The following is a 21,612-nucleotide window of genomic DNA, read 5'->3' on the forward strand; positions in this document are numbered from 1 at the left end:
GTGCTCGCTCCCTTCGGTCGCTGCGCGCGCAGCCACGACCGTTGTGGAGAGTGAGGTGGTGAGTTGATCTCTTCTCGTCCAATTGGTAGCAGGGAGAGTTTATCCGCGCCGCCGATGGGCGCAGCGCGATGTCAAATAGTTCACCTGAGACCCACGATTTCGACGCGTGGTTTACTGGCTTCTTCGACGGCGAAGGCTGCATCCGCGTCTCGATTGCCGAGCGAGAGCGGTACAGCACCGGCTTTGAACTTGCACCCATGCTCCGAATCACCCACGAACAGCTGACTGGAACTCTTGACGCAGAAGGCTGGATTGGCGTGAAAGTAAACCAGAATAGTGAGTATCGAGTCGACCATCGACTTCAGCCGCAGATCGAGGTCACCGAAACGTATCGTGACCACCTGATGGAGGCGCTTTGTGCGTACTGTGATGCTCACGATGTGAACTGTCATGTGTCGAGTCTCGAAGCCAATGAGAACCGGAGCGATCAGTACATTTGGGGCGTGCAGGGTATCAGCAATACACGGACGCTCCTCACACCGCTCCGCGATCAGTTCATCGTCAAGCGCGAACAGGTCGATCTCCTCCTTGACGAGATTCTGCCCCGGATGGAACAGGGCGTCCATCACGAGAAAGAAGGCTTTCTTGAGGTGATGTACTACGTCGACCGGTTCAACTCGTACAAAGGTGGCAGTCGAGGGAAATACACACTCGAGTATTTCGAGGATCTCTGGGGGATGAAATACACTCTCGAGTAGCGGTATCGCACGGTGGCCGCATGAGAGATCCAGATAAGGACACCTCTTGTTTTAGTGAGCGCCAGACCAGCCCAAGCCCTACCGCCCTACCCTCCGCTCCCGGCCTCCCTCCGGTCGGCCGGCAGCCACAACCAGAGTCACAGCTTTGGGAGTGGTGTACCGAGGGGCAGGACCGCTGTCGCGACGGAGTCTGTTTATTTTTCCCTGGAAGTGTTGAGTATACTTGACATACACACCCCGGACATAGTCCTTGGTGCGCTAGCGGATGGTTCAAACTCCGCCTATGGAAGGGAATAGCCACGTAAGTCCATAATCGACGACAGTACCCAGATGAGATTTTCTTGACGGAGGTCCCAGGGACATTTTATATGGCAAGAACGTGCTGACATGAGTAATGGGGATCCAGAGCGGAGTATCGCGAGTTAGTACAGTCGCTTTCTCGCTCTTTTACCGTCTTCTCACTGGCCGTTACAGCAGAAAAGCCGGAATCGGAATCGGTCTCATTGGTGGAGTACTAACTGCTATTGTAGGATACTTGGCGGGACCGACTCTGAAACAGATCGTCACCAATACTTCGCTGATTCCACCATTCTCCTTCACAACAGGAAATCTTGCCGTGCTTTGGGGTGTTCACGCGACCGTTATCACGCTGAGTTTGGTCGGATTGTCCTTTGCTTGGAACTCCGTCAAGAACTTGCCGACGACAGATACGATCATTGAGGAGACTGCATATCGGCTGCGATCGATCGAGACAATCACCTTCCTGTTTACTGCGAACCTTTGTATCGGCACTGGCGTTCTACTGGCCACAGATAGTGTCGTTACTGCGGACATAGGCACAGCGGCTGGAATGTTACTTATCGCCAGCGCAGTGGTGACTGTTCATCGATTCTGGGTCGTTTTCGATCTCCTCTTGCACAATACGCTGGACGAGAAAGTATTCGACTTTGCTGATGCCGCACTGGCCGGTAGATCTCCTTCAACGGCAAGTGATTTTGACGTGTATGTAGGCCACTTCTTCGATGCGAGCCGAACAGAGATTGAGAACGATCGTCCCGAACGGCTACGAGAGAAGCTTCGTGGAGTAGAAAAGTTGCTCGACAAACTGCTCGCATCAGAGTCTGATTTAAAAGAAGATCGCAGTTTTTGGGACTATATCTCTGGGCGTTACGATTCTGTCTACCGGAGGAGTGTTGTACAGCAGAACGCAGAGCTTGAAAAACAGGTGATAGCGTCCCTCTCTGGTATCTACTGGAAAACCCAGAATTACGGTAACGTGGAGTTGGTGGGATGGACTATCCAGTGCTATGCAACCCTGTTTGCTCGTGGGTATTCTATAGAACCTCAGAGTAGCTCCGCAGAGTTTTTACTGGAGAGATTTGAGAACGCCCAAAATCGGATCCTCAGCCAATTCAAGAAGGCGGATGATGATGCTTCTTATGAGACCGCGACGGCGCAGGTAGATCAGCTACTTGAAACTCAAACCAGCTTGTGGCGTACCGCCGCCGAGAACGAGGCTGTGGGAGCCATGGACTACCTACGGTACCTGCTTGATGATGTTTACCAGTTCCGCGAGTACGAATATGCTCCTCCCGGAGCAGTCCGAAATGCTGGAGACAGTTATGACTCACTCGACGTACGGAAACAAGAGCAGGCCGATGATTACCGCGCTGCTGTTAACCATCTGAAGTTTGCTACCTATGGATGGACGCTTAATCTATTTGAGGAAGAAGATGTCTCGGAGTATTTTGTTGAACAGGTTTTTAACGAATATGTCGAACAGGATTTTGGATCTGTAAGCCGCCTCTCTGAGATGTACTTCGATATGGGTGAGGCGACGGAACCGTTGAATTACTGGGAACGCTGGAACCTCAATCGAGAACTTGAGAAGAGCTACGGAGTCGCCTCGACAGGGATGGCGATTAATACGTGGCTCCTCCGATTTTACTGTACTGCTCTTGTCTGGATTCTGGATAGTCAGGAAGCGATAGATAATCTCCAAGAACAAGACCCCAGTGAAAGCCCGCTTACTGAGTACGATCATATGCAACCCCGTGTGGACAAAATCGTCGATCGGCTCGAGGCTTACAAAAAGGAGTATCCGCTTGACGATATGTTAAGCGGGGGCCCATCTGCGGATGATCGGTGTGATGCTCTGATCGAATATTTTGAATCGGTCAGAGATGTTCTTGATGAGCAGGAGCAAGACTGGATTCGGACCCTTCCGATTAGCGAAGGATACGTGGACAGCTATGGTGAGAGTATACATTCACAGTTAGAGTCTTGTGGTTTACGGACTGCTATCGAAGAGGTTGGAGGGATAACGCAACTGGATAGTCTTGAGCAAGACGCGAACGCCGAATTTACCCTGTATAATTCAGCACCGCGCAAAGCGTTCGTAGACGATGGTATCTCGACGTTCTTTAACAGCAACTTTTCAGGGTTGCTCGACAGGTATCGTGGGGTTGTACTGGAACAGCTCGATCTTGTTGAAAAAGAAGTCGACGCGGCTACAGATATATCGGACGCACTCGCAGCAGTAGTATCCCAAGAAGACGTCGCGCTACTCATCGTCGAACAGATGGAAGTTGCTCGTACACTACGTGATGACGAGCGGAGTGAACGAATCTCAAACGATGATCTGAGAAGTTACTTTGCTTTTATGGATATTCCGGTTATTCGAGATTTAACGACCGAATTTGCGGCTGTTGTGCTGTTTGAGAATGATTTCAACTATGTAGAGGAAGTCGATGACTATCCCATTGCGGTTGAGGTGACTCCTGGGGAAGATGTGGCCACCTGGGATCCCGACGAACTCCCTGATGAGGAAGACATCCGTGACTATGTTCGGATAGCCACATCATATAAGGCACATATTGAAAGTACCGGCCCTAATGGGGTTGTATTCCGAATCCAGAATTGAGAGGAGAGGAGATCGAATATTTTGCCAAGTTGGAATTTCAAAGAACGTAACCCTGTCTAATCTTCACCCTGATTTTATTCTCCCCAGACTCCAAGCAAGAAGTGATAACTCAATGGAACGAGCGAGGACCAAACTCAACGAAGCTGATTTCTTCAGGCAGAAGGCAATGGACTCAGAGGGCGAAGAGTTCCTATATTATTCTAGTGCAACTCTCTCAGCCTGTCGATCAGTTACGTTTGCGCTACAGAAGGAACACGGTGGAGAAGAGAAATTTGATGACTGGTATAGTGGGGCGCAATCGGAGATGAAATCGGATCCCTTGATGCGGGTTCTGTCTGAACTACGAAATCATGTAGTAAAGCGCACCCTCGTCACTCCTGTGGGGAAGACAGAGTATGAGGTGATTGATAAGAGCCCAAAGCATCCAGATTTTGCTGGCGAACCATCCATAGATGGGAAGACATTCACCAGACACAAACTGGATGAAGTACCGGATGACGTGAAATCGAATATTCCAGATCAGGTAGTCGACGACTTTCTTGAGGAGTATGGCGATGACCCCATCGAGTCATGGCTCAATAGCTATTATTTCAAAATCAAACAGATAGTGAGCGAGGGGAGCGGAGTAGTTGAGGATTGAACCGGCCACATAGTAGTGGACCGAAGCCCTGCTTGCTAATGACTCAATAGCCACGTATTGGAACATGCCTTTTTCCAAGTCTTACAAGTCAACCAATCTAGTCCAAATGTTTCCTTTGGATAATTTGACCACCCCGTTGTAGTCGGCTACACTACGGTGACCCAAGCACCTCATTCTGAGCCACTATCCGGCTGAATCGAGGTCCGTACTCGATAGCGTTTATTTCCCCCTCAATGGGTGAGGGGCGCGCCGAACTGGCGGGTTCCCGAAACACGGTGAGAACGATGGCAACTAGAGACATCTACGAAACTGGCTTCGACGAAGACGTCCGAACGGAATCGAGTGCGAACCAGTGTCCCGAGTGCGACGGTCGAGTCACCACGAACGCGGTCGAAACGGTCTGCGAGGACTGTGGCCTGGTCATCGACGAACAGCGCATCGATCACGGGCCGGAGTGGCGGGCGTACGACGACGAGGAGCGCGAGCGGACAGGCGCCCCACTTACTGCGGCTCGCCACGATCGCGGCCTGTCGACGGAAATCGGTCGCGGCACCGACGCGAAGGGGAACGAGATCTCGGGGCAGAAGCGACGGCGACTCGCGCGGATGCGCCGTGAGCAGACCCGTGGTCGCTGGCGGTCGAAAGCGGAACGGAATCTCGCCCACGGGCTGGGCGAAGTGCGCCGGCTGGCGAGCGCGCTCGAACTCTCCGATTCGGTCCGCGACCAGGCGTGTCAGCTCTTCCGGAGCGCCCAGAACGAGGATCTGCTTCGAGGCAGGTCCATCGAGGCTATCGCCGCGGCCAGCGTCTACGGGGCCTGCCGGTGCAACGGCCGCTCACGGTTAGTGGATGACGTCAGCGAGATGGCCCGCGTTGCGGAGTCACGGGTCACGAACGGGTACAAGACGCTGAACGAAGAGCTGGGCCTCCCTGCCGAGCCCGTCTCCCCCAGCATGTTCGTGCCGCGCCTCGCTTCGGACCTCGAGTGTCCGGACGAAATCCGACAGCGGGCCCGAGCCCTCGCGGAACAGGCCGAGAAGCGCGGCGTCACGACGGGCGTCCATCCGGCCGGGTTCGCCGCGGCCTGTCTCTACAAGGCCGGTCGCGAAGAGGGGCGATGGCTGACGCAATCCGAGGCCGCGGACGTGGCGAACGCCTCGAAGGCGACTGTTCGGGCGCACCGGGATACGTTGGAGGAACAGGTCGCCTGAGACAGATCACTGTCTCTCCGACTGTACTACACATCGTTCTATCCACGCTACGATTTAAACACGAAGACGAGCGAAGTTCTCTGTAGACTACTCTGTAAGCTAGCCCACCTAAAGAGGCGGACTTTCACCATGGACTCCCGCTCTAACCGAATCCGGTACGGGTTTGACCCCGTTCGCGTTCAGCATCCCGCTGTTCAAGCGCACACCTACGGGTGCGCCTCCTTCGCCGCCAGTTTGGTTGCGAAGGAGTCGATAGCCGATGTTCTTCGCTGCGTTGTAGTCCGCGTGGTTCTCGTATCCACAGGATTGACAGCGGAAGGTGTCCTGCGACGGGCGGTTTTCCGCATGGGTGAACCCACACGACGAGCACCGCCTCGACGTGTTCTTCGGGTTCACCTGCTCAACCTGAATCCCGCGTCCCTCGGCCTTATACGAGACGTACTCGTACAGACGATTGAATGCCCACTCGTGGAACTTGCGGGCGTCGGGCATCCGATCGCGGATATCCGTCAGGTCCTCGAAGGCGATTACCGTGCAACCACTCTCGCTCGCTTCAGCGATGATGTCGTTCGCGATACGGTGAAGATACTGCTCGAAGCGCCCCGTCTCCTTGCGTCCGACCGCTTGGACGTTCTCGTGGGCCCACCGCGAACCACACTCCTGCAGCGACTTGCGGCGCTGGACGTACTTCGTTCGCCAGTGGTTGAGTTCGTCGGCAGACCAGAATGCGCCAGTCGAGGTAACGGCGATGTTCTCGATCCCGAGGTCCACACCGAGAACCGTTCCGTTCTCGGCCGGTTTGGGATCGTCCACGTCCGCCTTTGTTCGGACGTGGAGGTAGAAGTCACCACGGCGATAGTGGAGTGTCGCGCCTGTCGTCTCCCATCGTTCAGAACGCAGGTACTTCGAGTGGGGCGTGTCACGGGTTTTGTCGGGCAAGACGTACTCGGCGGTGACACGCCCATCGACGGTAGACAACGTGGCGTGGTCGTCATGGAACGTGGCGTTGCGCTGGTTGTATTCGCAGAACGACGAGGAGAACGTCGGAATCGAAGCGTACTCGCAGTTCTTCCACTCGGCGACGACGCTCTTGAGCGCGTCAACAGCACGGTTACGAGCCGATTGGACGTGGTTGCTGTGGAGTCGCGTCTGCTCGCGAACCTCGTCGTAGGTCATCTCATGCAGGACGGACGAACGGGTTTCAGCCCACTCTCCGTCCCACGCGGAGTCCACGACGTAATTGGCCGCCCACAGGAACTCGTCAATCGTCTCGTGGAGCAGGTCCGCCTGTTCGTCGGTCACGTCGAGTTTGACCGGGACAGTTCGACGGACCTCCATACAACTCACAACTCAATCTATGCTTAAATGTATTAATATGGTCAGGTGGGGGATGCTGCCCTCCACCGGCAACGGCGGTAGCGTAGGCATGCGAACACATTCGTTCCCTCAGCTGCGGGGATCGGTTTCCACAGGGTGGTATCTATGAACGGTCGTTACTCCGACTTTGAGGAACTGCGGCCGACCGGCGAGGCGTCCCACATTCCGGACACGAGGCTGGACGACGGCTGTGAGGGTTCCCCCCGTCGGCAACGCGTCGCGACGAGCTCTGGTGGCTACCCTGATGTGGCGACGGCCGCCGATGGCGAGTGCCGGTCCTGTGGGGCGTCAGTCCCAGACGGCCAGACGAAATGCCGGTTCTGTCTCACCAACCATCTCGGGAGTGACGCCACTCGCACGGACGAGGCCGCGTCGACGACGTGCCTCGGCATCGTCCACCTGGTCGTCGAGTCGACCACGTTCTACGGCGCCGTCGCGAAGGGCGGCGCCGCGGCGAACCTCCTCTCCGCCAACGAGGCGGAGCCGGTCGTCGACGACTACACGCTCATCTACGACCTCGACGAGGCGCCGGCGCGCCAGCTGGCCGAGCAATGGCCCTCACTCCCCGACGCGGTACAGGTGTCGTCAGAGGAGGGAGAGCGGCTTCTCAGTGCCGCCCGTGACCGGACTGGGTGGCACAGGCAGGAAGCGTCGGAGCGCCAGGAGCAGGCCCCGACGCGGCTCTACGACCAGCGTGGGGACGGCATCCGCGACGCGTCGCGTCTCGACGCGGTCCTCGACGACGCCGACGACGCGGTGTGGCTGGTTCCAGCGATAGCGCTGACCGAATCCACTGGCGAGGCTGCGGCTGATCACCAGGAGTCGTCGGTACCGACGACGCAGGAACTCGACTGTCAAACCTGTGGACGGGCGACCGACCATCGGTTTAAGACCCACGAGTCGGTCCCGGATGCGGCGTGGACGGGACAACCGATCTGGGAGTGTCGGGTGTGTGGCTCGGCTCGCTACGGACCCAGTCTCGAGTAGCGCCAGTGCTGGGCGTCGATTAACCAACACCCTGCGAGTAGCGTCGAGGTTCGTTGGTTAAGGCAGCGAGCTCCTGCAAGCCCGACGCCAGTCTCGATGGGGTGTCTTTCCGCGCCGGCGAGTGGTGAGGCGCTTCCGATGGAGCAAGAGTTCAAACAGGGCTACCGGATGCATCGTATACTCAGCAATCTCAACCGACTCGATGTCGATCGATTGGACGCCGCCGATCGAGAGCGAGTCGAGACCGCGAGAGACCTCCTGGAAGAGGTGAGCCTTCTCACGCGGCCGGGCGACGGAGCCGGGGTGGACGCCCACGCAGACTCCTAACTGGCGTCGTCGGCCACGCCTCGGGAGGCACCTCTCACGTCGGTTTATCTCCCCCGATAGGGGTGCGGGGGCGACCCCGTGAACTCCAGACATGGCGACACTGCAAGCTGCGACGACATCGACCGGCGCGATCGTATCGGATCCGCAGGCAGTCCGCGAGCTTTGTGAGAGCTACTGCTTCGGGACGCTCGACTGGGAGGTGACCGAAGACGGAGAGCTCACCATCTGGGGGTACGACGACTTCGAGGTGTACGAGGCGCGGGAGAACGGCCTCCCGGACTACGAAGGCGGGATCGTGACCCACGAATTCCTGCGAGAACTCGCCGACCACCTCGAAGCCAACGAAGAACTCGATATCCAGACGGCGGGGTTCACCAAATGCCGCTTCCCAGTCCTGGCCAAGCGGTACGTCGTTCGCCATGGCGAAGTCCTCCAGGCGGACCTCAGTTCCCCCGACCCGATCGACGAGTAGCGTTGTTCATCCCCCGGGAGGGGTGCGGGGCGATCCAGTCGCGGTCGCCCCGTGAGGTGATTGCTCGATGGGACACCGCGCACTCGTTGCGTACGAACGCACGGACGGACAGTACACGCTCCACTACAGCCATTGGGGTGCAGCGAACCTGAAGCTCAAGCACCGAATCTCGGCTGAGTCGCCGTTCGGTGGCGACGACACCGACTCCAAGTGGGCGAAACAGCTCCTCGCAGAGCTTGCTGATGGCCTCGAGGCAGATGCGGTCGACGGCTACCTCGCTGGCGAGGATCGTCCGTCGTCGGTCGTCGAACCGAAGCCCCGCGCCACCGGGCTCACCCTCGACGAGATCGTCGCGGACCATCTCGACTACCTCCACCACGAGGCGTTCTTCGTGGTGTCGACGACGTTCGAGGTGACCGCCTATCGGACGCTGTGGTTCGGGCTCCAGTACGACTCGGAGACGGTCGAACAGGGAGAGACCGTCGGGAACGGCGCGCTCGCGACGGTGCGCTGGTACGACGGTGAGCCGGTCGGCGACGGCCACCTGCAGGGACAGTTCGCGGCCCTCAAAGACGTCGTCGGCGACATGCTCGACAAGGGCGTCTTCACGCCGTCGACGGCGAGACAGTACCTGAAACGGAAGCTGGCCGAGCGAGTCGGAGACCGACAGGAGCTGCTCATTCCGACCGGAGAATTACCCTTCGAGAAGGCGAGTCTCAGCAAGCCGTAACACCACTTCCTTAGTGGATCCCGGGAAACACCCAAGTATGTCAAATCAGCCTAAAGACGGTGTTCGTGTTTGGCTTGTCGAGCGGACGTACTCCGATGACGAACAGAATCTGATCATCCTCACCTACGCAACACCCGATGGCGAACAGTACTATCGGAAGGAACGAGCACTAACCTCATTCACCGACGTCCGAGATACGACGGCAGCAGTCGACGCTGAACCCGACAATCTCGGCACGGTCGATGACCCCGACCTCCAGGAACAATACGCGGCCGAAGCGCAGCGAATGCAGGAGGTCCACGACCCGGACGACGTGATCTGATACCCGCCAGTAGACATCGCCCCGGGCCATGGGTTATGTCGTAGGAGGCCGTACACAGGGTATGCGCGAACTCGTCTTCGCCCTCGAATACGAGCCGGGCTGTAACCGGGTGGCGGACGCCCTCGCCGACCACCCCGACGCCCGTGTCCGCTCGCTCTCGCTGCACGCCACTGCCGAGCGTCTCTGGCGGGTTGACCACGCCACCGGAACTCCTGAGGCGCTCGACGCCATCGAGGACGCCTTTCTCACCGGCGACTACTACGCTGACTGTCTCGCCACCGAGGACTGTGGCGCCACACAGACGACTCGTGTGCTGGATCGGACGGACGACACGCTCATCCTCTACTCCGACTGGGAGCGCACTCCGACCTGCGCCTCAGTTCCCCATATCGCTCGAGATCACCTCGGCGACGGCGTCTTGTTCGAGACTCGTCACGAGGGCCGCCACTACACGTGGCGACTCATCCACTCCGGCGATGGCGACGTGGCGGCGTTCTTCGACGCTCTCAAAGTCGCCGTCGGGGAGTGCGCCCAGATGGAGATGCTCCGCACAGCGGACACAACATCAGCTGGGGGACGCGACGGGACACCGAGCGGCCTACCGCCAGCCCAAGAGGCCGCTCTTCAGGCTGCGGTTGAACACGGCTATTACGAGTCGCCCCGCGAGGTCGACGTCGGCGAGCTCGCCGAGCATCTCGACGTGCCACGGTCAACACTCACCTACCGACTCCGTCGGGCGGAAGAACATTTGGCGAAGCAACATGTCGCCGGCGAGCGGGTAGCTGAAGAACGGCTGGCATCACACTGACGCCAGTAGTTGGAATATTCCAATAAAGACCTATCGAACTCCCGCTCCTACCGTGAAGTGATGACAGAGAATCCGAATATAGCGGGACAGGCGAGCGGGGGCGGGCAGCGACAGGAGTTGACCGCCCGCTTCACCGTCCCCGAGATGGACTGTCCCTCCTGCGCCCAGAAGGTCGACAAGAGCCTCCAGCGCGTCGACGGCGTCGTCGACGCGACGCTCCAGCCGACCACCGGCACGGCGACTGTTACGTACGACCCTGACCGAATCAGCGAATCCGACGTGGTCCAAGCGATCGAAGGTGCCGGCTATGAGGTCGTCGGAGGTTCGGACGCCGAGAGCGATGAGCGAGAGGAGTCGGGCAATGGCGTCGACATCGCGCCACCGTCGGAGGTCTGGACGAGTCCCCGCGCGAAGAAGACGTGGCTCGGCGCGGCGTTCGTCACGCTCGGTCTCCTCTTCGAGTTCCTCCTCACCGGGCAGAACGTCACAGTGGCGAGCGTCCTCGAGTACCCGCTCCATATCGCAGATGTTCTGTTCCTCGGCGCCGTCGCGGCCAGTGGCATCCCCGTCGTCCGTAGCGGGTACTACTCCGCGAAGAACCGAAGTCTGGACATCGACCTGCTGATGGGGACGGCGATCATCGCGGCGACCGGTATCGGCTACTTCGTCGAGGCCGCCACGCTGGCCGTCCTGTTCAGCATCGCCGAACTGCTCGAGGACTATGCGATGGACAGGGCACGGGACTCCCTGCGCGAGCTGATGGAACTCTCGCCCGACGAGGCGACCGTCCGTCGCGATGGTGAGGAAGTGACCGTTCCCGCCGAGGAGGTCGACGTTGGCGAGACCGTCGTCGTCCGCCCCGGCGACAAGATTCCGCTCGACGGGACGGTCATCGACGGCGAGAGTGCAGTCGACCAGTCGCCGATCACGGGCGAGAGTGTCCCCGTCGACAAGGCTACCGGTGACGAGGTCTACGCCGGCGCGATCAACGAAGAGGGGTACCTCGAGGTAGAGGTTACCTCGACCGCTGGCGATTCGACGCTCTCGCGCATCATCGAGATGGTACAGGGTGCACAGGCGAAGAAAACCGAGTCTGAGCAGTTCGTCGACCGCTTCTCGGGCTACTACACGCCTCTCGTCGTCGCGCTGGCAATCCTGACCGCCGCCATCCCGCCGCTGGTCATTGCCGACCCGGTGTCGGTGGACCTCGCCGGATACGGATTCACCTTCGCGGGCAGCTGGCAGACGTGGTTCATCCGCGGGCTCACGCTGCTGGTGATCGCCTGCCCGTGTGCGTTCGTCATCTCCACACCCGTCTCGGTGGTGTCGGGCATTACTAGCGCCGCGAAGAACGGTGTCCTGATCAAGGGCGGCAACTATCTGGAGGCGATGGGCGAGGTCGATGCCGTTGCCGTCGACAAGACCGGGACGCTCACCAAGGGCGAACTCGCCGTCACCGACGTCGTTCCGGTGGGTGACACCACGGAGGACGATCTGCTCCGTCGCGCCGCAGGGCTGGAGCGGCGCAGTGAGCATCCCATCGCCACGGCGATTCTCGCCCGCGCTGAAGAGGCAGGCGTAGGCAACCTGCCCGACCCGACTGGCTTCGAGAGCCTCACCGGGAGGGGCATCCGCGGCGAGATCGACGGCGAGACGTACTATGCGGGTAAGCCAGCGCTCTTCGAAGAGCTCGGCTTCGACCTCGCTCGGGCACGCCGCGAAACGGACGGCGGCGTCATGGCGGAAGAGGCGGCCGAGGTCGACGACGGGGCGTTCGCCGAGGATGCCCTCTCCGCGCTGGAGCAGGAGGGCAAGACGGTCGTTATCGTCGGGACGGAGTCGAAACTGCTGGGTGCAATCGCCATCGCCGACGAGGTGCGCCCGGCCTCAAAGCGGGCCGTCGAACGCCTGCACGAGCTGGGCGTCAAGCGCGTGGTGATGCTCACCGGCGACAACGAGGGCACCGCCCGCGCAATCGCCGAGCAGGTCGGGGTCGACGAGTATCGCGCAGAACTCCTGCCCGACGAGAAGGTCGACGCAGTCGAGGAGTTGCAGGCGGGGTACGGCGAGGTGGCGATGGTCGGTGACGGCATCAACGACGCGCCCGCGCTCGCCACCGCAGAGGTCGGCATCGCGATGGGCGCAGCCGGCACCGACACCGCTCTTGAGACGGCCGATATTGCGTTGATGGGCGACGACGTCGGGAAGCTCCCGTACCTGTACGACCTGTCGCGTACGGCCAACGGCGTGATCCGGCAGAACATCTGGGCGAGCCTCGGCGTAAAGCTCCTGCTGGCGCTGGGCGTGCCGCTGGGTCTGGTCAGCGTTGCGTTGGCGGTCGTTGTCGGTGATATGGGGATGAGCCTCGGTGTCACCGGGAACGCGATGCGGTTGTCGCGAATCGCGCCTGAACGCATGGACGGTAAGACTGGCCAAGAAATGGGTGTATGAACCCATGAAGACTAGCGAGAAAGACAGTGCCACCTTATGCAGAACTGTGTCACTCGTCGAACACGAGAGCAACGAGCTCTCTGAACCCCTTCGGGCAGGTCCAACGAACACGTCGAACTGCTCGAATCCCGTCTCCCGAGAACGGGAACAAGAATAAGGTTACTCCGTTTGAAATCTTCCACAATAATGAACCCTTTCAATGCGATCCGCGAGTTCGAAGCCGATGGAACGACCTACAAAATGGCCGACCTCACCGTCCTCGAAGAGGAAGGCCTCTGTGAACTTGACAAACTCCCGGTCAGTATCCGTGTTATGCTTGAATCCGTCCTCCGTAACGCCGACGGGGAGGACATTACCGAGGACGACATCCGGGCCCTCGCTGGCTGGCAACCGGACGTTCCCGACGCCGACATCCCGTTCCAGCCGTCCCGGGTTATCCTCCAGGACCTCACCGGCGTCCCCGCCGTTGTAGACCTCGCGGCACTCCGATCGGCCGTCGAACGCAAGGACCGCGACCCAACCCTCGTCGAACCCGAAGTCCCCATCGACCTGGTCATCGACCACAGCGTCCAAGTGGACTACTTCGGCAACGAGGACGCCTACGAGAAGAACGTCGAACTCGAATACGAGCGCAACAGCGAACGGTACCGGGCGCTGAAGTGGGCGCAAAACGCCTTCGACGACTTCAGTGTCGTGCCGCCAGGGACGGGTATCGTCCACCAGGTGAATCTGGAGTATCTCGGGCAAGTCGTCCACGAACGCGAGCAGAACGGCGAGAACTGGCTGTTCCCAGACACCCTCGTCGGGACCGACAGCCACACGCCGATGATTGGTGGCATCGGCGTCGTCGGCTGGGGCGTCGGCGGTATTGAAGCCGAAGCCGCGATGCTCGGCCAGCCCATCACGATGAACCTCCCCGAGGTTGTCGGCGTGAAACTCACAGGTGAACTCCCCGAGGGTGCGACGGCGACTGACCTCGTACTGCACGTCACCGAACTGCTGCGGGATGTCGGTGTTGTCGATCGATTCGTTGAGTTCTATGGGCCCGCCGTGGAGACGCTGACTGTTCCTGATCGGGCGACAATCGCGAATATGGCGCCCGAGCAGGGCTCGACCATCAGCATGTTCCCCGTCGACGAGGCCACCTTGGACTACCTCGAACTGACGGGCCGCGACGAGGACCACATCGAGCTCGTCCGAAAGTATCTGGACGCCCAGGGGCTGTTCGGTGAGCAGAACCCCGAGTACACCGAGACGGTCGAACTGGACCTCTCGACCGTGACGCCGAGTCTCGCCGGCCCCAAGAAACCCCAGTCCCGCGTCGAGATGGGTGACATGCGAACCCACTTCCGGGAATTACTCCACGGCGAGTTCGAGGACGAACTCGACGACGCTGACGAGGAGGCGCTGGCCCGGTGGCTCGGTGAGAGCGACCAATCGATGGGGCAGACCGACGGCGGCAAGGCGGTCGTGGACACCGGTCGAGACCGCCCCGACCTCGACCCTCTCACGAAGCGCGCCTCCGTGAATATCGACGGCAACGACGTCGAAATCGGGCACGGGAGCGTCGTCGTTAGCGCCATCACCAGCTGTACCAACACGTCGAATCCCTCCGTGATGCTGGCAGCCGGGCTCCTGGCGAAAAACGCCGTCGAGCGTGGCCTCGACGTCCCGGACTACGTTAAAACAAGCCTCGCGCCCGGCAGCCGCGTCGTCACCCAGTACCTCGAAGCATCGGGGCTGTTGCCATACCTCGAAGACCTGGGTTACAACGTCGTGGGCTACGGCTGTACGACCTGCATCGGGAACGCAGGGCCGCTCCCGGAGCCGATCGAGACCGCTATCGACGAACACGACCTCTGGACGACGAGCGTACTCTCCGGGAATCGGAACTTCGAGGCGCGCATCCATCCAAAAGTGCGCGCGAACTACCTCGCCAGCCCGCCGCTGGTGGTGGCGTACGGGCTCGCTGGGCGGATGGACATCGATCTGGAGCACGACCCGCTGGGGTACGATGACGACGGAAACCCAGTCTATCTGGCGGACCTCTGGCCAGACAGCGACGAGATCCACGAAGCCGTCCACGACTTCGTCGACCCGTCGATGTTCGAGGAGAAGTACGCCGAAGTGTTCGAAGGCGACGAGCGATGGGACGCGCTGGAGGCCCCGACCGGCGAGGTCTACGAGTGGGACGAGGACTCGACATACATCCGGGAGCCGCCGTTCTTCAAAGATTTCCCGCTGGAGAAACCCGGCGTCTCTAACGTCGAGGATGCACGGTGTCTGCTAACGCTGGGTGACACGGTTACGACTGACCACATCAGTCCTGCCGGGCCGTTCGGGACGGATCAGCCGGCCGGCCAGTGGCTGATGGACCACGGTGTCGAGCCCCACGAGTTCAACACGTACGGTGCCCGCCGGGGTAACCACGAGGTGATGATGCGGGGCACGTTCGCCAACGTCCGCATCGAGAATCAGATGCTCGACGACGTCGAGGGCGGGTACACCATCCACCATCCGACTGGTGAGCAGACGACCGTGTTCGAGGCCAGCCAGCGGTACCGCGAGGAGGGAACTCCACTCGTCGTGATGGCGGGCGAGGAGTTCGGGACTGGGTCGAGCCGTGACTGGGCGGCGAAGGGGACCGACCTTCTCGGTGTTCGTGCGACCATCGCGGAAAGCTACGAGCGCATCTATCGGGACAATCTCGTCGGAATGGGTGTGTTGCCGTTGCAGTTCCAGGACGGTGACTCCTGGGAGGCGCTTGGATTGGACGGGTCAGAGGTCTACACGATCTACGGGTTGGACGACGAGTTGGAGCCGATGGCCGAGTTGACGGTGACTGCGGAGCGGTCGGACGGGTCGTCGGTTGAGTTCCCGGTGACGGCCCAGGTGGGCACACCTGCCGGGGTGCGATACATCGAACACGGCGGCATCCTACACTACGTCCTTCGACAGCTGCTAACCGAATCGTGACGCTTTCAAAGTGTCTCCTCGACCAGTAAGATCGCGAATTTCCGATTCCGTCGCTCGGAATTAGCGTAGCCCTCTGAAACGGCACACCGTGTTTGTGCGTGAATACATATCAAGAGTGTTTCCAGTTCAATCAACGGTAAAATGACCATCGTAGCTTTCACACCCGATGCCGTAGCGATCACCGTCGAGTGGGCGAACAATATCCTGTGATCGAGTGAGGCCAGAGTTGTTTATTCCGCGCCGGTGATGGGTGCCGGCGCAGCTGGAGCGACCAACGACACCCGTGCGTCGGCGTTTCGAGGTGTCCAAGATGCATATGGTGATATACGCACTCGTAGAGGCATCGACGCACGACGACGCGCTGTCCACCGGAAAGTCGGTGTTCGACCGCCTGGTCGGCGCGGACCCACACGCCGGCGCCGTCTTCGATTACTATGTGACCTTCGACGAGGAGGACACGTCCGTTGCGGGGAAGGCACGATGGGGGGGGTTGCCGACGGCAGCCCCCGTCGACTCCGATGACGGCCAAGACCTGCTCGAGTGTGGCTGGGAGGCGACGAAGGAGGAATTCGAGCGTAATCTCGACCGGGTGAAGGAGGCCATCGACGAGCTCTCCGACGAGGAGATCATGCGCGACGAGGACCTCGCCCGGCACGCCTTCCACCAGGTCGGTGCGTACGACGGCCCGACGATCTTCCTGTACACCGAACACGGAACCGGCATTCGCCACCGTGGACAGCTGGATCGACTCCTCGAGGAGAATGAAGAGCTCTGGATCGTGCCCGCTGACGTCCACTTCTAACCAATGCCTCGCATCACCAACTGGCGACGCGAGAGCCGCTCGCCGACGCTTGCGTATCGGAACACCGAGACCGGGGCGCGAGCCGTCCTGCATCGAGCCCCGGACTCCTACCGGTACAAATGGCGTGGGGCAATCCTCATCGACGGCTACCCGGTCTGGTCGCGGGGATACGAGACGAAGGATGCGACATCGTTCCGTGACGAGCTCCGGGAGCGGCCCGCACCGGACCTCAGCTGCCCGGAGTGTCCGAACGACGACGTTCGCGTCGGCGAGAAGGCGGCAGACGGGGCGAAAGTCCAGCGGTGGTATGACTGCCCCGATTGTGGGTACGAAGCCCCCTCACGCATCGTCTACGGACGGAGTACGCCGTGACTCAGGGCTTGACTCCGAGAGTGAAGGCCGTACGTTCCGCTAAGGAACAGGTATGCGTGGTTCGTTCGCTTCTCGCTTATATGGAGGATCAGCCACCGATCGAATTAAGTATATCCAAAGGATATACACCGATATGGCGAATCGGTTTCAAATCGACGGCGAGGAAGTTCTCGACGGCCAAGTCAAGGAGTTCGGGAACAGCGCCCACGTCACCGTCCCCAAACGCTGGCGTGGGGCTAACGTGAAAGTCGTCCGTACCTCAGAACCAACCGAACAAGACGAAGAATGACTGATTCACAGGCTCTCATCAAGACGCTGGACTTCCAGCTCGACATCCAGAGCGATAATGAGAGCCTGCTGTACGACGCCACCCTCGAAGCGAGGTCGGTATACAACCAATCTATCCGACTCGCCAAGGAAGGTGTGGATTGGAACGTCATTCCCGACCGCGTGGCCGAGGACGCCAGCCTCGTGAAAAACACGATACAGCGCGTCGTCGCCAAAGCACTCGGTGCGATGGAGAACTACTACGAGTATGACGACTACAACAAACCCAGCCACACCAAAGACGGAACGTACCCGCTCCGGGCGAACTACGAGGAGGGGTACAACCTGTCACTCACCGACGACGGCGACGTGGCGTTCCGGATCAGCGCGAAGCCCTACAAGCACGTCAAGGGCGTCCTCGATGGTGACGACGCTCATCTCGACATTCTCAAGACCGCCCTCGAAAGCGATGCATGGACGATTGGGACGGCGGAAGCCCTGTTCCGAAACGGCAACGCCGAGCTGCACGTCAACGTAACTAGCTCCGAGGGGACCGTTCGAGACAAGGAAAATTCACGGACAGTCGTTGGCGTGGATGTCAACGAGGACAATGTGGCGCTGACTGCACTCTCCAAGGGCAGTGTCGAGGACACAGTCGTTATCGAATTTCCGGACATCAAGTTCAAGCGCCACCGCTATTTCACGATGCGGAAGCGCGTGCAGAACGCGGGGAAGGACAGCATCCACGACACGTTGGAAGGACGTGAGGAACGGTTTGTCCGCGACCGACTCCACAAAGTGAGCCGTCATATCGTCGAGTGGAGCCAGCAGTTCGAGAAGCCGTGCATCGTCTTTGAAGACCTCAAAGAGATGCGCGATGGCCTCGACTACGGATGCCGGATGAACCGACGCTTGCACCGCCTCCCGTTCCGCGCGCTTCAGCACTACACGTCCTACAAGGCAGCATTCGCGGGTATTCCGACGGCTTGGATCAATCCCGAATACACGAGCCAATGCTGTCCGATGTGCGGTCATACGGAACGATCGAACCGTCACAAGAAGCGGTTCAAGTGCCAGTCCTGTTCGCATCAAGACCACGCCGACCGGAGTGCAAGCGTGAATATCGCCGTGAAAGGTATCGAAGAGCATCAAGAGTGGACTGTGCCTGCTCTCAACAGCCTTCCCACTGTGCGGACGGTGCGACGGCAGGCATCGGGGGCCGTGGACGCCCCGACCGTGACCCACGACGCCGTTCGAGGCTATCAGACCGATGGCGTCGCGGGAGTGTCCGACTAATCCACGGGAAGTCTCGAGGACCGTTCTCGAGACAGTTCACGGCGCCGAACGGTGAGCGGGTGGATCCCCGCTGGCCGCTGTTTTTCGGCCGGGCACGAGGTGGTAGCCCGGTACGACCGGGTGAGTCAACCAATGAGTCTCGAAGTACTTGACCGACACAGCGAGGCACTGTTCGAGTTCCTCTGGTGTCCCGTCTGCGGGCAGGAGGTCTTCACTCACATCCCGTTCGAGGGGGTGTTCTGCAAGAACTGCAACACCCAGGTCGAACTCCAGGAATCCCGAGAGACACGCGGCTACGAGGAGGCCGTGCTCGCCTGCTTCGATTCTACCACGACCTGGAACCTCCACGTCGACGAGAAACTACGCCGCGACCTGCCTGATGGGTCGGCCCGCGTGAAGATCCTCGGCGCACCGGGCGCCTACGACGTCGACTGGTGGAGTCCGGAGCCAGGTGAGGACTGGGAACCTGTGGAGCGTGGAGAGTTCGACGACGTCGAAGAACCATCAGAGGTGTCGCATCTCGCATAGTGACCTTGATGAAATCCGTAGTAGGTAATGGTTCTCAGCAATCTTGCTGAATAGAGGGCAGGAACTTAGTAACCTCAATTTAGCCAACAAACCAAGCCTTGGTAACTTGAAGGAGCACTTTCAAGCCCGATATGAGTCGGGATCTCCTCAGCTACCCCCAGTAAGCGAACGCTCAAGCTTCTGACAAAGTTCGAAATTACTCTCTCCGTCTTCATGTTCCGGATTCGGGACAACACCAAGGTCCAGAGCAGGCATAACTCCATCTTCTCCTTCAACGAGGTCTGTCTCGTACCAGATGACCCCATTGAGATGCTTGTCTAACAGATAATAGTCGCCTTCGAGACGTTCATCTCTGTTTCTAACGTAGTCCTCACCAACGGTCTCTCCCGTCTCCTCGTCATAATAGATTCTCACCTGCATCGAGCCGAGGAGCGCTGCCACAACTTGTTCACGATCAATCTCGGACCGGTCGATATCGAGAGCGATGAAACACGGATTATCGGCCATTTCCCGTGTCCCGAGGAATTTACTCTTGAACTTACCCAGGATTTTACTCTCGGCGTTATTCGGAATGAACCTACCCCGGTTCGACAAGGCCAGTGGGGTCCATGCTTCAGGCCGGTAAATATCGATGAAGATATCGTCGACCACCAAGTCGACGTTTCCCTTCAGCTCATCCGTCTGCCAATCATGTAACGGGACCTCCGGCTCGAACGCCACTTTTTGGTTGTCCAAGTGGAGATAGAACATAATTTCGGAGAGAAAATCGTAGAACCCGGTGCTGGCTAGCAGATCATCACGCTTGTCCTGGGGTATCCGGTCCCAGTTGTTCTCAAGGAGATCAAGTTCCTTCCTTTCGTCCCGGAGTAGATACAGGAAGGGATGTGGGCTGCCCGTTTCTATCCTGGTTGCCACGAGATCATAAAAGTGGTCTGACAGCGACTCATATTCATTGAGCGTTTCCAAGAGTTCATCGTCAAAATCCCGGATGGTGTGCAATTCGATGAGGAACTCCCGAAGCGCCCCAAGGGCTCTTTCCTCATCGTATACGTCCGGATCATCCAGATTTAGTCGGTCACGGTCGAGAGCGTGTACGAATTGTTCGCTAGAAAAATGTTCAACCAAGAATTCGTAAATGTCCTCGACGGTGGAAAGATGCGTGTCCTCGTGCTCAAATAATTCACCGAGCGCCTTTCGCAGCAGTTCGAGGTAGAACACTGATTTCTCTTCGTCATATTCTTCGAGGATGAGCTGTACGAGTTCGGCCGGTCTGGATCTGCCTGCATGAATAAACGAAAACTGTCCTTTGAGCGGGTGTTCGTAGTCGTCGAGCCGACTGAAGAGTTCTGGGAGATACTCGGGATTTTCCCGGGAGACATCCTCCGCCAACCGATTTGAAGTCAGTGCATCTCGGTTGTCGAGCCAAATGGTGAACTCTGCCAAGGTTTCGGTTGCATTGGCGAAGTTGGATTGAAGGAACTGGTTTACGTGCGCTAAGTCTACGTCTTGGCCGTTTTCAATTCCGTGTTTGAGAATCTGGATGTACTCCTCAAGATGTTCATTCTCGATTTTGCTCGCAAAGCGTCGGCTGATCTGGGGAATCGTTTCTGGGTTACGCTCCGCAATGTCCACCGTCATATCCCAAAGTTGGTTGTTTTCCTCGAAGAGGACGACATTTGCCCTGATCAGTTCCTGTAACGTCGCGGATTCCGAATCTAATGCCAATCCACGAAATGCTGAAATATACTCCTCAGGTAGTTCCTGCTCCTGATACTGCTCAAGTGTTGCTTGGAGTCCAGCCCGCACCTTTGTACCTTCATCCGCATGGAGGAGATCAAGAGTGGTTTCGCGCATTTGATCCTCTGGTAATTGAGCCAGTACTACTCCGGCCATCCACGTTAACCACTCATCGTCCGTTTCAATGAGGTGCTCGTAGATGTCCCACATCAAATCTTCATGCCCTTCCACTCGACTTCTGAATGCGTCGTAGAATTCTTGCCAAGCAAGGTCGCCATCGATATGAGGTGCTAGTCGTTGGAAATCGTCAACGAGTCTCGGAGGGTTCTTGAGGTTATCTAGGGAGAGTTCTATTACTAGCCAACGGTAATGGAAAGGTTGTTCGTCGAAGATCCAGTAGAACAGTTTGTCTTTCTGGCTTCTAGTTAGCTCTTGGCGATTGGCTTCCCACCACTCCCGTTGCTCTTCGTCTTCGAGTTCTAGATCGCGGAGTTCCCCGAAGTCGATGCTCATCCTATACTACTCTGCTTGTGGAACTGGATTATAAATGGACGTTCGTACGTTCGGACTATAGAGCTACTCGTTGTAGAACCTAATCTCCTCAGTCAATTTACAAACTTTCGGCCAC

The 21,612-nt window shown here is 58.7% G+C and carries 19 protein-coding genes; 17 read left to right on the forward strand and 2 right to left on the reverse strand.

Features of this window, described 5'->3' with window-relative positions; all coding sequences use genetic code 11:
* Positions 1-128: 128 nt before the first annotated feature.
* From IEY12_RS13050 to IEY12_RS13065, 4 genes are all read left to right on the forward strand, one after another.
* Positions 129-758 carry a hypothetical protein gene (locus IEY12_RS13050; protein WP_188884109.1) on the forward strand — a complete coding sequence of 210 codons (630 nt, stop codon included), beginning with the start codon at positions 129-131 and terminating at the stop codon, positions 756-758.
* 394 nt (positions 759-1,152) lie between these two features.
* Positions 1,153-3,681 (forward strand): hypothetical protein, encoded by a 2,529-nt coding sequence (locus IEY12_RS13055; RefSeq protein ID WP_188884110.1) that lies wholly within the window; start codon positions 1,153-1,155, stop codon positions 3,679-3,681.
* On the forward strand, positions 3,653-4,321 hold the full coding sequence (locus IEY12_RS13060; RefSeq protein WP_188884111.1) for a hypothetical protein: 669 nt from the start codon (positions 3,653-3,655) through the stop codon (positions 4,319-4,321). Before IEY12_RS13055 ends, IEY12_RS13060 begins: the two co-directional genes overlap by 29 nt.
* 284 nt (positions 4,322-4,605) lie before the next feature.
* Positions 4,606-5,532 carry a transcription initiation factor IIB gene (locus IEY12_RS13065; protein WP_188884155.1) on the forward strand — a complete coding sequence of 309 codons (927 nt, stop codon included), beginning with the start codon at positions 4,606-4,608 and terminating at the stop codon, positions 5,530-5,532.
* Between the two features lie 108 nt (positions 5,533-5,640).
* On the opposite strand, the gene IEY12_RS13070 is transcribed toward IEY12_RS13065, so the two are convergent.
* The gene (locus IEY12_RS13070; protein ID WP_188884112.1) at positions 5,641-6,870 is read right to left on the reverse strand and encodes an RNA-guided endonuclease InsQ/TnpB family protein; all 1,230 of its coding nucleotides are present in this window, start codon (positions 6,868-6,870) and stop codon (positions 5,641-5,643) included.
* Between the two features lie 144 nt (positions 6,871-7,014).
* On the opposite strand from IEY12_RS13070, the gene IEY12_RS13075 reads away from it, so the two are divergent.
* From IEY12_RS13075 to IEY12_RS13135, 13 genes are all read left to right on the forward strand, one after another.
* The gene (locus IEY12_RS13075) at positions 7,015-7,896 is read left to right on the forward strand and encodes a biosurfactant protein 1 (protein WP_188884113.1); all 882 of its coding nucleotides are present in this window, start codon (positions 7,015-7,017) and stop codon (positions 7,894-7,896) included.
* 138 nt (positions 7,897-8,034) lie between these two features.
* Positions 8,035-8,223, forward strand: a complete 189-nt coding sequence (locus IEY12_RS13080; RefSeq protein ID WP_188884114.1) for a DUF8012 family protein — start codon at positions 8,035-8,037, stop codon at positions 8,221-8,223.
* Between the two features lie 91 nt (positions 8,224-8,314).
* On the forward strand, positions 8,315-8,695 hold the full coding sequence (locus tag IEY12_RS13085) for a hypothetical protein (protein WP_188884115.1): 381 nt from the start codon (positions 8,315-8,317) through the stop codon (positions 8,693-8,695).
* Positions 8,696-8,762: 67 nt separating this feature from the next.
* Entirely contained in the window at positions 8,763-9,425 is a 663-nt protein-coding gene (locus IEY12_RS13090; protein ID WP_188884116.1) for a DUF6735 family protein, read from the forward strand.
* 37 nt (positions 9,426-9,462) lie between these two features.
* Positions 9,463-9,747 carry a DUF7967 family protein gene (locus IEY12_RS13095; RefSeq protein ID WP_006825398.1) on the forward strand — a complete coding sequence of 95 codons (285 nt, stop codon included), beginning with the start codon at positions 9,463-9,465 and terminating at the stop codon, positions 9,745-9,747.
* A 61-nt stretch (positions 9,748-9,808) separates the two neighbouring features.
* A complete protein-coding gene (locus IEY12_RS13100; RefSeq protein ID WP_188884117.1) occupies positions 9,809-10,555 on the forward strand; it encodes a helix-turn-helix domain-containing protein in 747 nt (248 codons plus the stop codon).
* 60 nt (positions 10,556-10,615) lie between these two features.
* The gene (locus IEY12_RS13105; RefSeq protein ID WP_188884118.1) at positions 10,616-13,006 is read left to right on the forward strand and encodes a heavy metal translocating P-type ATPase; all 2,391 of its coding nucleotides are present in this window, start codon (positions 10,616-10,618) and stop codon (positions 13,004-13,006) included.
* A 186-nt stretch (positions 13,007-13,192) separates the two neighbouring features.
* The gene (gene acnA, locus IEY12_RS13110) at positions 13,193-15,982 is read left to right on the forward strand and encodes an aconitate hydratase AcnA (RefSeq protein ID WP_049983736.1); all 2,790 of its coding nucleotides are present in this window, start codon (positions 13,193-13,195) and stop codon (positions 15,980-15,982) included.
* A 310-nt stretch (positions 15,983-16,292) separates the two neighbouring features.
* The gene (locus IEY12_RS13115; protein WP_049983737.1) at positions 16,293-16,784 is read left to right on the forward strand and encodes a DUF7995 family protein; all 492 of its coding nucleotides are present in this window, start codon (positions 16,293-16,295) and stop codon (positions 16,782-16,784) included.
* A gap of 3 nt (positions 16,785-16,787) precedes the next feature.
* The gene (locus tag IEY12_RS13120) at positions 16,788-17,156 is read left to right on the forward strand and encodes a DUF7568 family protein (protein ID WP_188884119.1); all 369 of its coding nucleotides are present in this window, start codon (positions 16,788-16,790) and stop codon (positions 17,154-17,156) included.
* A 133-nt stretch (positions 17,157-17,289) separates the two neighbouring features.
* Positions 17,290-17,445: a DUF2080 family transposase-associated protein gene (locus IEY12_RS13125; protein ID WP_004048587.1), complete on the forward strand. Its 156-nt coding sequence runs from the start codon at positions 17,290-17,292 to the stop codon at positions 17,443-17,445.
* A complete protein-coding gene (locus tag IEY12_RS13130; RefSeq protein ID WP_059058927.1) occupies positions 17,442-18,719 on the forward strand; it encodes an RNA-guided endonuclease InsQ/TnpB family protein in 1,278 nt (425 codons plus the stop codon). Before IEY12_RS13125 ends, IEY12_RS13130 begins: the two co-directional genes overlap by 4 nt.
* 132 nt (positions 18,720-18,851) lie before the next feature.
* Positions 18,852-19,247: a DUF7567 family protein gene (locus IEY12_RS13135; RefSeq protein WP_188884120.1), complete on the forward strand. Its 396-nt coding sequence runs from the start codon at positions 18,852-18,854 to the stop codon at positions 19,245-19,247.
* Positions 19,248-19,394: 147 nt separating this feature from the next.
* Here the strand turns inward: IEY12_RS13135 and IEY12_RS13140 are convergent, their stop codons facing one another.
* The gene (locus IEY12_RS13140; RefSeq protein WP_188884121.1) at positions 19,395-21,497 is read right to left on the reverse strand and encodes a hypothetical protein; all 2,103 of its coding nucleotides are present in this window, start codon (positions 21,495-21,497) and stop codon (positions 19,395-19,397) included.
* Positions 21,498-21,612 lie beyond the last annotated feature (115 nt).

The sequence above is a fragment of the Halarchaeum grantii genome (assembly GCF_014647455.2).
GTDB classification, from domain to species: Archaea; Halobacteriota; Halobacteria; order Halobacteriales; family Halobacteriaceae; genus Halarchaeum; species Halarchaeum grantii.